Source organism: Roseateles chitinivorans (assembly GCF_050632235.1).
GTDB classification, from domain to species: Bacteria; Pseudomonadota; Gammaproteobacteria; order Burkholderiales; family Burkholderiaceae_C; genus Roseateles; species Roseateles chitinivorans_A.
Window position 1 is genome coordinate 3,724,117 of the sequence record NZ_CP192584.1, and the last position, 12,392, is coordinate 3,736,508.

The 12,392-nt window shown below is 64.6% G+C and carries 10 protein-coding genes and 2 pseudogenes; 5 read left to right on the forward strand and 7 right to left on the reverse strand.

The window, feature by feature from the left end:
- Position 1: 1 nt before the first annotated feature.
- The 6 genes and pseudogenes from ACQ859_RS17065 to ACQ859_RS17090 all read right to left on the reverse strand — a co-directional run bounded on the left by ACQ859_RS17065 (position 2) and on the right by ACQ859_RS17090 (position 5,981).
- Positions 2–607 carry a c-type cytochrome gene (locus ACQ859_RS17065; RefSeq protein WP_431261915.1) on the reverse strand — a complete coding sequence of 202 codons (606 nt, stop codon included), beginning with the start codon at positions 605–607 and terminating at the stop codon, positions 2–4.
- Between the two features lie 13 nt (positions 608–620).
- Entirely contained in the window at positions 621–1,238 is a 618-nt protein-coding gene (locus tag ACQ859_RS17070) for a cbb3-type cytochrome c oxidase subunit II (RefSeq protein ID WP_431261916.1), read from the reverse strand.
- A 12-nt stretch (positions 1,239–1,250) separates the two neighbouring features.
- Positions 1,251–2,860, reverse strand: a pseudogene (locus tag ACQ859_RS17075) (cbb3-type cytochrome c oxidase subunit I).
- A 304-nt stretch (positions 2,861–3,164) separates the two neighbouring features.
- Positions 3,165–3,716, reverse strand: a complete 552-nt coding sequence (locus ACQ859_RS17080; RefSeq protein WP_431261917.1) for a tetratricopeptide repeat protein — start codon at positions 3,714–3,716, stop codon at positions 3,165–3,167.
- Between the two features lie 124 nt (positions 3,717–3,840).
- Positions 3,841–5,316 carry a sensor histidine kinase gene (locus ACQ859_RS17085; RefSeq protein WP_431261918.1) on the reverse strand — a complete coding sequence of 492 codons (1,476 nt, stop codon included), beginning with the start codon at positions 5,314–5,316 and terminating at the stop codon, positions 3,841–3,843.
- On the reverse strand, positions 5,313–5,981 hold the full coding sequence (locus tag ACQ859_RS17090) for a response regulator (RefSeq protein ID WP_431261919.1): 669 nt from the start codon (positions 5,979–5,981) through the stop codon (positions 5,313–5,315). Before ACQ859_RS17090 ends, ACQ859_RS17085 begins: the two co-directional genes overlap by 4 nt.
- Positions 5,982–6,134: 153 nt before the next feature.
- On the opposite strand from ACQ859_RS17090, the gene ACQ859_RS17095 reads away from it, so the two are divergent.
- Both ACQ859_RS17095 and ACQ859_RS17100 read left to right on the forward strand, forming a co-directional pair.
- On the forward strand, positions 6,135–6,440 hold the full coding sequence (locus tag ACQ859_RS17095) for a hypothetical protein (RefSeq protein ID WP_431261920.1): 306 nt from the start codon (positions 6,135–6,137) through the stop codon (positions 6,438–6,440).
- A gap of 191 nt (positions 6,441–6,631) precedes the next feature.
- A pseudogene (locus tag ACQ859_RS17100) lies at positions 6,632–7,275 on the forward strand (MipA/OmpV family protein).
- Between the two features lie 46 nt (positions 7,276–7,321).
- Here ACQ859_RS17100 and ACQ859_RS17105 read toward each other — a convergent pair.
- Positions 7,322–8,857, reverse strand: a complete 1,536-nt coding sequence (locus ACQ859_RS17105; protein WP_431261921.1) for a hypothetical protein — start codon at positions 8,855–8,857, stop codon at positions 7,322–7,324.
- Between the two features lie 333 nt (positions 8,858–9,190).
- Between ACQ859_RS17105 and hxsB the strand changes: the two genes are divergently transcribed.
- Genes hxsB through hxsA form a run of 3 tightly spaced genes read left to right on the forward strand, consistent with a single transcriptional unit; the run spans position 9,191 to position 12,382 of the window.
- On the forward strand, positions 9,191–10,606 hold the full coding sequence (gene hxsB / locus ACQ859_RS17110) for a His-Xaa-Ser system radical SAM maturase HxsB (RefSeq protein ID WP_431266578.1): 1,416 nt from the start codon (positions 9,191–9,193) through the stop codon (positions 10,604–10,606).
- A 2-nt stretch (positions 10,607–10,608) separates the two neighbouring features.
- Positions 10,609–11,718, forward strand: coding sequence for a His-Xaa-Ser system radical SAM maturase HxsC (hxsC, locus tag ACQ859_RS17115; RefSeq protein WP_431261922.1), 1,110 nt, complete (start codon positions 10,609–10,611; stop codon positions 11,716–11,718).
- Positions 11,711–12,382 (forward strand): His-Xaa-Ser repeat protein HxsA, encoded by a 672-nt coding sequence (gene hxsA, locus ACQ859_RS17120; RefSeq protein ID WP_431261923.1) that lies wholly within the window; start codon positions 11,711–11,713, stop codon positions 12,380–12,382. Before hxsC ends, hxsA begins: the two co-directional genes overlap by 8 nt.
- Positions 12,383–12,392 lie beyond the last annotated feature (10 nt).

Below are 12,392 nucleotides of genomic sequence, written 5' to 3' on the forward strand. Positions count from 1 at the left end.
CTCACTCGTGCGACGGCAGGTCCTTGTCGCCGGCGAACGGCGCGGTCCGGTCTTTCGTTTCCTCGCGGACCTTGGCGACAGTTTCCGCGGTCACCGCTGCGCCGGTGTTCCCCCATTGCGAGCGGATGTGCGACAGCACCGCCGCGATCTGCGCGTCGTTGAGCTGGTCCTTGAAAGCCGGCATCGCGCCGTTGTAGGTCGTGCCCTTGACCTTCACCGGCCCGGTCACGCCGTGCAGCAGGATGGTTGCCGCGGTCGTGTCCTTCCCGCCCACCCACTCCGAGCCCGCCAGCGGCGGGAAGACCCCGGGCAGGCCCATCCCCGACGCCTGGTGGCACGCCACGCACAGCGAGGCGAACAGCGCCGCGCCGTCGACCTTCGCGCCGGCGGCGCCCGCCGCGCTCTTCGCCGGCCCGGCCAGTTCCGACTCCTGCCGGCCGTCGCCCCAGGCCGCCGGGGTGTTGATGTCCGCGAACGCGATGTACACGACGCCCAGCGCCATCAGCGCGATCGTGGTCGCGAGGACGAACCAGGGCACCGGCGTGACCTGCTCGGTGGGATCGGGGAGTTCGCGCTTCTGCTGCGCGGAGACGTCGAGGTCGGCCATAAGTCCTCCCGTTTCAGCGCGCCGCGCCCGAGGCCGCCGTCGCGGGCGTCGCCGGCGGCAGCTCGACGATGGCGTAGGTGTGGTTCAGGCTCTTCAGGTAGGCGACGAGATCCAGCGCCTCCTTCGTCGCCACGACGGTCTTGCCGTGCGAGTAGCCGGGCGGCATCACCACTTCGACATCGCCGGGATCGGCCTTGGCCTTGAGCTCGAACAGGTAGGGGTAGGACGGCATGATGCTGCCCTGCACGTAGGCCCGCGGCTGGAACAGATGGCCGAGATGCCACTGCTCGCTGGGCTGGCGCGCGCCGATGTTGAAGAGGTCCGGCCCGGTGCGCATCGTGCCGAGCAGATGCGGCGTGTCGTAGGCGTAGTCCGCCGCGACGCTGGGCCGGCCCCAGCCGCGTTCCGTGTCCGGCGCGAAGGCCTTCGCGCGCGGCTGCTGCGAATGGCAGTACACGCAGCCGTTGGCGATGTACTGCTGCCGGCCGCGCAGCTCCGCCGACGTGTAGGGCTTGAGCGCCGCCGGCGGCGGCAGGTCCCGCACCGTCAGGTAGGGCACGACCACGAGGGCGCTGGTCGCCACGCCGAGCATCACCATCCCGCCGGCCAGCAACTTGGTTTCGTTGTACATGGGCGGCTCCGCTCAGATGGCGCGCAGGAGCGTCGGTTGATCCTGCCCGGCCGACTTGCCGGCGAGCAGCATCGCGAAGTGCAGCGCGAAGACCACGTGCCCCAGCGCCATCAGTCCGCCGCCGATGCTGCGCAGCTTCAGATACGGGATCGTCAGCGACACCGACTCCATGAACGGCCGGGAGGCGTCGAGCATCGCCTTGCCCTGTTCCCAGCCGCCGATGCTGGTGCTGAGGAAGTAGAGCGTGATGCCGACAGCCGCGAGCCAGAAGTGCGCGCCGATCAGCCAGGGGAGGGCCACTCCCGCGTCGTCACACGCGGGACGACGAAGTAGATGGCGCCGAAGAACACCATGGTGACGAAGCCGTAGAGCCCGAGGTGCGCATGGCCGACGGTGTAGTGCGTGAAGTGCGCGACGGCGTTGACGCTGCGCAGCGCCTCGAAGGACCCCTGCACCGAGCTGGCGAAGTACATCAGTCCGCCGAAGGCGATGAAGCGCAGCGTCGGCGAATGCCTGATGGCGGCGAGCCGGCCCTTCAAGGTCCCGTGCATGTTGACGCTGAAGGCCAGCACCGGGATCACCATCATGAAGGACTGGACGATGGACAGCGTGATGAGCCAGCCGGGTACCGGGCCACCGATCAGGTGATGGCCACCGACCTGGCCGTAGAAGAAGGCCAGGCCCCAGAAGCCCAGCAGCGAGAGGTTGTAGCTCTGCACCGGCCGCCCCACGATCTTGGGCAGGAAGTAGTAGATCGAGGCCAACGCCAGCGGCGTGTAGAACAGGCCCAGCACGTTGTGGCCGAACCACCAGTTCATCGCGGCCTGCTGCACGCCCTTGTGCAGGCCGGGCACGTTGGCGACGAAGAACAGCACCGGGAACCAGAACAGCGCGCAGCCCATGTACCAGACGGAGACGTAGAGGTGGTGGACCTGACGGTTGAGCAGCGTCAGCACGAGCGGGACGCCGACCAGCGCGCCGCCGAGGACGAAGAGGATGTCGATCTGCCAGGGGATCTCCAGCCATTCGAGGCCGTCGCTGAAGCCGGCGGCGATCGCGCCGAGGCCGGCGATCAGCGCGGCGTTCCAGAGCGCCGCGCCGAGGAAGGCGTAACGCGCACCGACCAGTTCGGTCTTGAGCAGCCGCGGGATGACGAACAGCGCGATGCCCAGGCCGGCCATCGGGGCCCAGCCGTACGCGACGGCGTTGAGGTGGATGGTGCGGATGCGGCCGAAGGTGAGCCAGGGGTACTGCACGAGCCAGTCGGGCTCGTGGAGCTTGATCGAGGCGGTGAGTCCGGCGGCGGACGCGACCAGCAGCCAGACGAAGGCGCAGCAGAGAAAGAAGAACACGAGTGGGCCGGACGAGGCGTCGGCGCGGGCGCGCTCGGCGAGCTCGCGGGCGTCGGGCACGCCCTGCGGCGGGCTGGTGTCTTGGAGCGCCTGGGCGCGGCGGCCGGAGGCGGCGGGGTCTTCGACGGTGCCGACTTCACCGGCGGCGAAGATGACTTCGGCGGCTTTCGGATCGCCGTCCAGGATGCCGCGGCGCTGCGTCCAGATGAAGATCATCAGCGCGACGACGGACAGCACGAACGCCGACATCAGGATGGCGATGGTATTCATGGAACCCCTCCTCAGGTGCGATGGCACGAGGAACGTGGGGGCTCGGTCGGGCGTCTAACGGCTCTGGGTCTCGATCCGGGCAGCAGCACGCGGTGCGGCGGGCGTCAGGCTCGCGGCAGTCCTCGTCGACCGGCGGATGATCGCGCTCGCTGTGATGGCGCGGGAGGAGGGATAACGCGAGCCTCACGGCGACGGTGCGGACTGCGATGTGCCGCATGGCCGAAAGAGGGAGGCCCGATCGGGCTCTCTGTCGCGCTTCAAGCGACGCGACGACGTTTCACAACGGCGTCGCGTCCGGGGGCGCTCAGCTCAGCTGCAGGTTGGACCGGTTCTCGTCCACGAGGCGGCGATAGACGCGGAAGTGGGCGGCGGAGGCGCGGGGCTCACCGAGCTGCTCGCACAGCGAGCCCAGGCGGTAATGCGCTTCGGCCAGGGCAGGATTCAGGTCGAGCGCCTGCTCGAACGCCGCGATGGCCTGGGAGACGCGACCGGCGCTCTCCTGGACCTTGCCGGCGAAGAAGTACAGCGAGGCGATGTCGCTGCACCAGCCGACGGCCTGGTCGATCAGTTCCAGCGCGTCGTCGTGACGGCCCTGGCGGCTGAGCAGCGAGGTCAGCTGCGAGAAGGCCTCGATGTGGCACGGGTCGTTGGCGATGGCCTGGCGGTAGCCGGACTCGGCGGCGGCTTCGTCGGTCGTCTCGGTCAGTGCGGCGAGCTCCACCAGCGCGTCCAGCGCCGCGTTGCTCAAGCCGCGCGCCGAGCTGTGCAGCTCGACGTCCTCGACGCGCAGGGCGGGGCGCGAAGAAGCGATGCGGAGGAGGATGTCGGCGGCGGAGATCGGCGGGTTGGTCGTCATGGCTGTTCTCGGGTGGATTGCCGTGAATGGTGCCGGGGGTCGGGCCTTGCCTCTGCCGGAGAGGGGTGGAAGTGGTTGTAGGACAAACGGCAACGGACGCCGGTCGTCGGCGCCAGTGGGGCGCTCATCGCGCGCTGGTGTCGGGGGGCATCGCGGAGGATCGGTCGGAAGGACAGGCGTCCGGCGCCCTGGAACGTGCTTCTGCCAACGGCAGTCTCACGGCGACTTCGAGTCCGCCACCCTCGTTTTCTCCGAGGCAGTCCCGCATCTCGATCCGGCCGCCGAGCTGGTCCAGCACCGCCTTCACGATCGACAGTCCCAGTCCGCTGCCGGGCTCGCGCTGCGCGGGGTCGCGGAAGAAGCGGTCGAACACGCGCTCGCGCAGCGACGGCGGGATGCCGGGGCCCTGATCCGTCACGAGGAGCACGGCCTCGCCGCCGGCGCGCTTCAGCATCACGCGCACCGTGCCGCCCACCGGGCCGTACTTGACGGCGTTCTCGACCAGGTTGTCGACCAGCGATTCCAGCGAGGTGAGCTGCGCCGCGACGCACAGTCCCGGTTCCGCGGTGAGCTCCAGTTCCACCGACCGTGCCGAGGCCAGCGGCGACAGCACCGCCAGCCGGTCCTGCAGCAGGCGGTCCAGCTCGACGCGCTCGACCGGGTCGCTGCCGTGCGCCTCGCTGCGCATCAGGCGCAGCAGCTGGTTGACCATGCGCGTCGCGCGATGGCCGCTGCTCATCACGCCGGCCATCAGCTGCCGTTCCCGCTCGTCGCGCGCATCCGCCTTCAGCGCCTCCACGTTGACGAGCATCGCCGCCAGCGGGGTGCGCAGCTCATGCGCGGCGTCGGCGACGAAGCTGCGCTCACGCTCGCTGCTGTCCCGCACGCGCCGCATCCAGCCGTTGATCGCGTCCACCATGACCGCGAGCTCGCGATGCCCGCCGCGATAGGCGAGCGGGGACAGGTCTTGCGGGCCACGCGCGGTCATTTCTCGGGCGACGCCGGTCCAGGGCCGCATCGCCAGGCGGATCGACAACCAGGCCGGCAGCAGCAGGAAGGGCAGGCTGATGAAGAGCGGCAGCAGGTAGAAGCTCTTGGAGAAGATCGTGATGAACACGTTCATCTCGTGGTTCCGCGCGAAGATCGTCGTCCGCGTGCCGGTGGGCGCCATCACCGTCTTGGCCAGGTAGCTCACGCCGTCGACGCGCAGCGGGTACTCCTCGTTCAACGGTCCGGACGGCACGACCCCGGGGGCCTCCGGGCTGCGATAGGCGATCTGCCCGCGCTGCTCGATGATGAAGCTGGGCTTCGGATCGTTGAGTTCGTCGAATTCATCGACGATCGCCTCATGGGCGCGGGTCAGGACGCGGTTGCGGCGGGCGGGATCGTCGATGAGCTCGTCGGCGATCGCGTTGAGCGTGTCGTAGATGCGGTGGCTCTGGAGAAGGGGCTTGGCGCCCTGGATCACCAGGTAACCGAACCCGATCGACCAGAGCAGCGTCAGCAGCAGCATCTGCGCCACCAGCAGGCGACGGACCAGGCTCGGCCGGAAGACGGCGGCGATCACCGTCCTCAAGCCTTGGAGGACCGATGCGCTCATGACGCCTCCTGCAGATCGATGACGTAGCCGACGCCGCGCACGGTGCGGACATACCCGTCGCCGATCTTGCGGCGCAGGTTGGCCATGTGCACGTCGAGCGAGTTGCTCGCGTTGCTCTGGCCGCCGGGCAGCACCTGTTCCTCCAGCGTGCGGCGCGTGACGATGCGGTCGGTGCGCATCATCAGCAGGCGCAGGAGGTCGTACTCGCTGACGGTGAGTTCGACGGGGCGTCCCGAGACGGTGACGCGGCGCGTGGGGATATGCAGCTGCAAGTCGCGCACGGTGAGCACGTCGCCGTCGAAGCCGTAGCTGCGGCGGGCGAGGGCGCGGATGCGCGACACCAGCTCGGCGATCTCGAAGGGCTTCACCAGGTAGTCGTCGGCGCCGGAATCGAGGCCCTGCAGCCGGTCCTTCAACGCGTCGCGCGCGCTCAGGATCAGCACCGGCAGCGAGCCCTGCTCGCGCCGCAGGCGGGTCAGCAGATGCAGCCCGTCGCCGTCCGGAAGACCGAGGTCCAGCAGGACCAGGTCGCAGGCGTTGTCCTGGAGCTGGCGGATCGCGCCCTCGATGTTGCGCGCCCAGACGATGTCCATGCCGTGGTCGGTCAGCGCGATGCGCACGCCGTTGCCCAGGTCCAGGTCGTCTTCGATGAGCAGGATCTTCATGCCTTTATTGGACCAGCCCGGCGGGCCGGAAACGGCCGTGGCGAAGGGCGCTTCATCGATTCTTCATGTGCGGCTCAGGTGGGGTTCATGGGGTGTTTCGACACTGCCGAGGCGGTCCGGCGTGTTGCCGGGCGCAGTTCAGGGAGTAACGACATGACTGCAGCAACTCAGCACCGTCCGCCCGGACGCGGACATGACACCAGGGCGCGGAGCGCTCTGCGAGCGCCGTCGCTCTACGTGATCGTCTGCGCGCTGGGCGCGTGCGCGGCGGCCTTCGATCCGCTCTTCGCGGCGCAGGAGCGGAAGGACTTCGTCGTCACCTGCGCCGGTCCGGACGGATGGGCCGCGTGCGACCGGACGGCGGCGGAGTGGTGCAAGGGCAACTTCCGAGTCACCGAGCGCAAGGCTGATGGCAAGCGGCTCTCCGGCGAATGCCGTCCTTTCAAGCGCTTCGAGTGAGCGCGATCCACCTTTCAATGACTTCCATGACCACCACCATGAAACTTTCCCCAGTTGTCCTCGCCACCGTCCTGCTGCCGATCTGCGCGGCTGCGCAGGCGCAATCCCGCGCCGCGGCCGCACCGACGTCCACCGTCGTCGTGCAGGCCGGCGTGGCGGTGTCGACGCGGTACTCCGGCTCCGACGAGCGGATGGTCGTGCCGCTCATCGGCCTGGAATACGCGCATGCCAGCGGCTTCTTCGCGAGCACGCAACGGGGCCTCGGCTACGCCGGCGCGGTCGGAGGATTGAGCTACAGCGCGGCGCTGGGCTATCGCGGCGAGCGCAAGGAGAAGAAGACCAGCGGCTTGAGCTTCAGCAGCGGCAGCAAGTACCTGCGCGGCATGGGCGATGTGAAGGGGAGCGCGACTGCGAACCTAGCGCTGAGCTATGCCGTGATGGAGCGGCTGGAGATCCAGGTCGCGACGGAGCAGGCGATCTCCAATCGGGACAACGGATCGCTCTACAGCATCGGCGCCACGGCGACGCTGCTGGCGGATGGGAAGAACACGGTGGTGCTGTCGGCGTCGGCGAATGCGGCCGACAAGAAGTACATGCAGACGTACCACGGGGTGACGGCGGCGCAGTCGGCAAGGTCCGGGTATGCGGTCTATGCGCCGAAGGCGGGGATGCACCTCGCGGAGGCGGGGTGAGCTGGCAGTACAAGCTCTCGACGGAGTGGAGCGTCACCGGGATGGTCGGCGCGCAGACGCTGCTCGGGGATGCGAAGAAGAGCCCGCTCACGCGGCGCACGACGTCGCCGGTGGGGGCGGTGTTTGTGAGTTATTCGTATTGACGGAGTCGATTGTCTAGATGTTCGACTTGCGGGCGGAGGACCCGCGTTAAGGGTGTCGGCCGACCCAAGCCACGATGCACTTCTTCTGCGTCTCATCGTAGTCAAAGTAGATTCGCGCGCAGCGATCCGGAGAGGTCCCGTCCGAGGGTTTTAGGTGTTGCTCAAAGAAGCGACGACTATTGCCGTCGTGCCAAGTCCTTTTGCCCGTTTCGGCAGTTGAACTTCTGACGGTTCTGCTCTCACCGGTGACGTGAACACCTCGACCTTGTAGCCATTGCTGAGTATTCATTCCAAGGCTCCCCTTTCCACGTTCCGCCGCCATCAAGGCGAGCTGTTCTAGGTAGCCGAGGATTTTCTCCGGCGGGCCCGCGTCGGACGCGAGAGTGCCAATTCCGATATCTACGTCGTCGCCAAAAACTAGATGGTCAGCGAAGCGCCGTCTGGCCGTGTCGACCGCGTCGCGAACCGTCGCTGGCGGAGTTTCCGTGGCAGCAACTACTCCAATTAATGGGGGCGCGACCTGTTGAAGTGCCAGAAGCAAGTCAGCAACGCGCTCGGATAATTCTAGGTTCTCGATGACCGCAGCGTCGCGCTCTTGCTTGAGGGTTTCATTTTCCTCAGCATAACTTTTCGCTAGGCCCTCCCAGTCATCCTGGCTACGCAGCGCGCTTCGCTGACTTTCTGCGATCGCCGCAGCGTGACGTCGTTTAGTGTCTGCAAAGACCAGAGGTTCTTGCATTGCGAATGCAGACAGCCCTAACAGCTGTCTGCGCATATGACGCTTGAAGCGTGTTGCCGCGTCGTCGGTAGTGGTCGCTTGGGCAAGCAGGGCCTGTCGTGTCCAGAGTGGGTGCTGAAACGGTTTGCTTTCCGCTCCAAGTCTTGGCCAATACAGCCGCACGGCGCCGTTGAAACACGACCACTCACGCCCTCTACGAATGACAAGCTCTGACGCGGCTTCTGAATCAATCGTACATACAAGTGCCACTCCTACTAAATCCGAAGCCAAGTCCCTTGCGAAGTTGTCGGTGAGAAATCCATCCTCATATGATGAAAGGACTAAGGCCGGTAGATTTCGCTGGGGATGCCAAAGAATAGATTCCAAACTTCGGCCATCTTCGATGCCGGAGAACCGAATCGGGCTAAGACTCACAGGAGCCTCGCCCACAGACCAGTCGTCAAATTTCGCCACGAGGCGCTTGACTATGTGCGGGCAGTAGAAGTCCACCCGCATGGGGCCAAGCTGATAGGCGCCACCTGCCGCCTGCATCTCAACGTAGATGATGATCTGGTTCGGAGTTGCAGCCACGAATACGTGTGTGCGAACAATCGCCTGATTGGACGGTTCTGTTAAGGTGTGTTCTTCGATGGATACATCGCTCGCTGCTGCCGTCGTGGAACTGTACTCGGCGACCCGACCATCCTTCAGGGCCAGCCTCTGCACATCTCCGCCAGCGTCAATCCAGTCGCCCTTCCCAGTCAGCCAAACGGATATTTCTTCGCGGACCGCCAAGTAGCGGGCGGCAACCTGCGAGTCGCCTAAGGTGCTTGAGAACAGGGCGTAGCCTGCAACTTTTCGCATGAGTCCTCCCGAGCAGCATCCGTTGGGTTGTTGCCGCTGCGACTCCAAGCTTTCATGCTGCCTCGCCGGTAATCGCGTTGCGCTGCGACCAAGCATGCTGGAGTGCACGTGCTTTTTCTACCGCTGAAGATTAGGTGAAAGCGAGCACAGTGACGATGTCGGGTTTCGGTGCGAAATTCCGTTGGGTGGCCGGTCGATTGGTGGGCGTGGCTCAGTCAGTACTTATCAGAATGAATTGCAGCGCCAGCGTCTGTACATTTCACCCTATTAAGAAATTACAGGGAGAGGCATGTGCAGCCTGGGCGCTATTCGCCAGAAGTTCGCCCGTTTGAAGTGCGTCGCGTTGATGAGTCGACGTCCGCATGTCTATCCCCGGTAGGAGAGGTGGCTTTCATCAAAATCCGGGAACTGGCGCTACTGCGTCGAGAGCCTTCAGCGCTTTCTCCCGAGACCATTCGCGAACTCAAGTCACGCCTCATCCTCAAGAGCGGCAGCGCCACGCCGGGCCAGGACCGCCTGTACGCGTCTCGTATTGCATCGAAGCGTGCCACGGCGTCGTCAGGCCCCGAGCTTCATATCATTGTTCCCACGCTTCAGTGCGCCCATAGCTGCCAGTACTGCCAAGTCAGCCGAGCGTTGGACTCACAAGGCTTTTCCTTGTCGGCGGAGCAAGTCCTGGCAGCGTGTGATCTGGTCATGCAGAGCATGGCGCCGGTTCTGACAGTGGAGTTTCAAGGGGGTGATCCCCTCAATCGATTCGACTTGGTGGAACTCGCGATCGAGGCCCTTGCGCATCACCCCGAACGCCGCAACCGTCCCATACGGTTTGTTGTTGCCTCTACGCTTCACCAACTCACGGAAGACATGTGCAGGTACTTCGCGCAGTACGACGTGAAGCTGTCGACAAGCGTGGACGGTCCGGCTTGGCTGCACAACAAGAACCGGCCCTTGCCCACCCGGGATTCGTACGAGAGAACGGTGACCGGCATCGCGCTGGCCAGGTCCGTACTTGGCGCCGACAGTGTTTCGGCGCTCATGACGACGACCAAACTGAGTCTTGAGCATCCCGAGGTCATTGTTGACGAATATGTTGCACTGGGGCTCCACGAAATATTCCTGCGGCCGCTGAGTCATTACGGTTTTGCCAAGCGCAATCTACAGATGCTCGGATACACCGTCGAGCAGTTCATGACGTTCTATCGCCGAGCGCTCAACCGTGTCATCTGGTGGAACGAACAGGGCTTTTCCATGCGCGAGGTTTACGCCAGCCTCATCTTGAACAAGCTCATCTCAAGCTTTGACGCGGGATACGTTGACCTGCAGAGTCCAAACGCATCAGGCCGGGCAGTCCTTGTGTACAACTACGATGGCCATGTTTATCCGAGCGATGAGGCCCGTATGCTGGCTGAGTCGGGAGACATCAGCTTCCGGATGGGGAAGATCGGAACACCGATGGAAACGCTGCTGGAAAGCCCGGCTGCGAGACGCATCCATTTGGAAGGCGCGGTGGAGAACGACGACAACTGCTCGAGTTGCTCGTTCAGGAGTCACTGTGCCCCGAGTCCCGTTGACGCCGCAGCGTCTGGCGTTGCGACCTTCACCATTCCAACTTCTGAAACCGAGCACTGCAAGCGGACCACGGCACTTTTCGACGAGATGCTTAAACGTCTGGCCGCTGCGAGGGCGCGGGATCCAAACCTAGAGAAGCTGCTGCAGCGTTGGTCTGCACCGGCTGGCGCGGGAGTCTGAGCATGCGTCAGGTGCGGCTGAGCGAGGCAGCCCTGGTCTCCGGAGTCTTCCGGGTCGAGCGAGTTAGCCAAGGTACCGTCACGCTTGCCGACGGGAGATGTGCCGTCTTCGAGGTGAAGGTGGTCAAGGCGCTTGCGTTGCCTGGCTTGCTGCATTCAAGCGGACTTGAAGTCGGGGACGTGGTGAAACTGGATGAAGGGCAAGCGAGGGCGATTGTCTGTTTTCGAGCGAGCGACCGGCACCACACCTTGTTCGTCACGAACCAATGCAACAGCCGCTGTTTGATGTGCTCTCAGCCTCCCACGCCACAAGAGGATGGTTGGCTCTTTCGTGAGGCGATGGAGATCGTGAAGTTGGTCACCGCCCCGCCGGCGGTCGTGGGAGTCTCCGGGGGCGAACCGACTCTGCACCCGACCCGTTTACGCGCGCTGTTGAACTTGCTTCATCTGAGATGGCCCGAGACGCAGGTTGAGGTCCTTACCAACGGAAGAAGGCTTGGTGACGAGCAGGTCGCACGTGCGCTCCTGGAGGGGCTGCCGCCAGGTCGTACCAACTGGCTTGTTCCGCTCTATGCCGGCAACGACGAGGTTCACGACTTCGTCGTGCAGTCACCGGGCGCTTTCGACGAAACCATTGGAGGTCTGATGAACCTCCAGCAGTTCGAGCAGGCGATTCAGCTTCGTACCGTGCTGATTCGGCCGGTTATCGAGGGACTCGTTGAATGGGGGCGTTTCGTCGGCCGCAATCTTCCGTTCGTGCAGGCGGTGGCACTGATGGCCACCGAGCCCATTGGATTCGCACTGGCGACCAAGGATATGAGTGTCGTCGACGTTTTGGAATATGGGCGGGAGCTGGCGAACACGGTTGCCGAACTCGAGTTGTTCGGTCTCACACCCGTGTTGATGAACATGCCGCTTTGCAAGGTGCCAGCGCCGCTCAGAGCGCATGCGGCAGTCAGCATTTCGGATTGGAAAAATGACTTCGCGCCCGAATGTGAAGACTGCGAGCTCAAGCCCAGGTGCTCGGGCTTCTTCGTGTGGGACAACACCGCGATTTATCGGACTGGCTTGAAGCCCGTTGTCCGAGGCGAGATGGGGAGGATCCATGTCTAAATTCATTCGTGCCTTGGCGCTGTTCGTGGCGAGTGCCCCGCTCATGGGTGCCAAGGCGAAGGCCGAGGCCGGTGGTCCCTCCGTGGCGCCGCCTGCGGAGCCCAAGCCCGTCTCGCTGCGGCCGCTGAACCTTGAGATGGACAATCTGTTTGCGGGGCATAGATCGCACTCCAGTCATCGATCGCACTCGAGCCACAGCTCACACTACTCCGGTGGTGGAGGGGGCTACGCGGCGCCTTCTCCTCCACCCCCGCCGGCATACGTTCCTCCGACGCCGCCGCCGCCTGCACCAAGTCCCTCGCCAAGCCCGAGAAGTGCTGCATCACATCTGCTCGACGAATCTTCGACCGACCCGAAAGGTTCAAAGTTGAAGGCGCCAAGGCCGTCTGCCTCGCAACCCCATGGCTCGGCGTCGAGTCCGGCACATGGGCTGGATGACGCTGACACGCCTCAGCTCAACAAGGGAGAGAAACTGCGTCTTCAGGTCTTGCGCGTTCAGATTGCCTTGAAGCGCATGGGGCTCTACGAAGGAACGGTCGATGGTGTATTCAATACCGAGACACGCGAAGCTCTGTCGCACTTCCAGACTGTGAAGAGTCTCCCAGTCAGCGGAATGATGACCACCCCGACGTTGAATGCGCTTGGCGTGCCCGCCGTCAACTAGAGGCTATGCG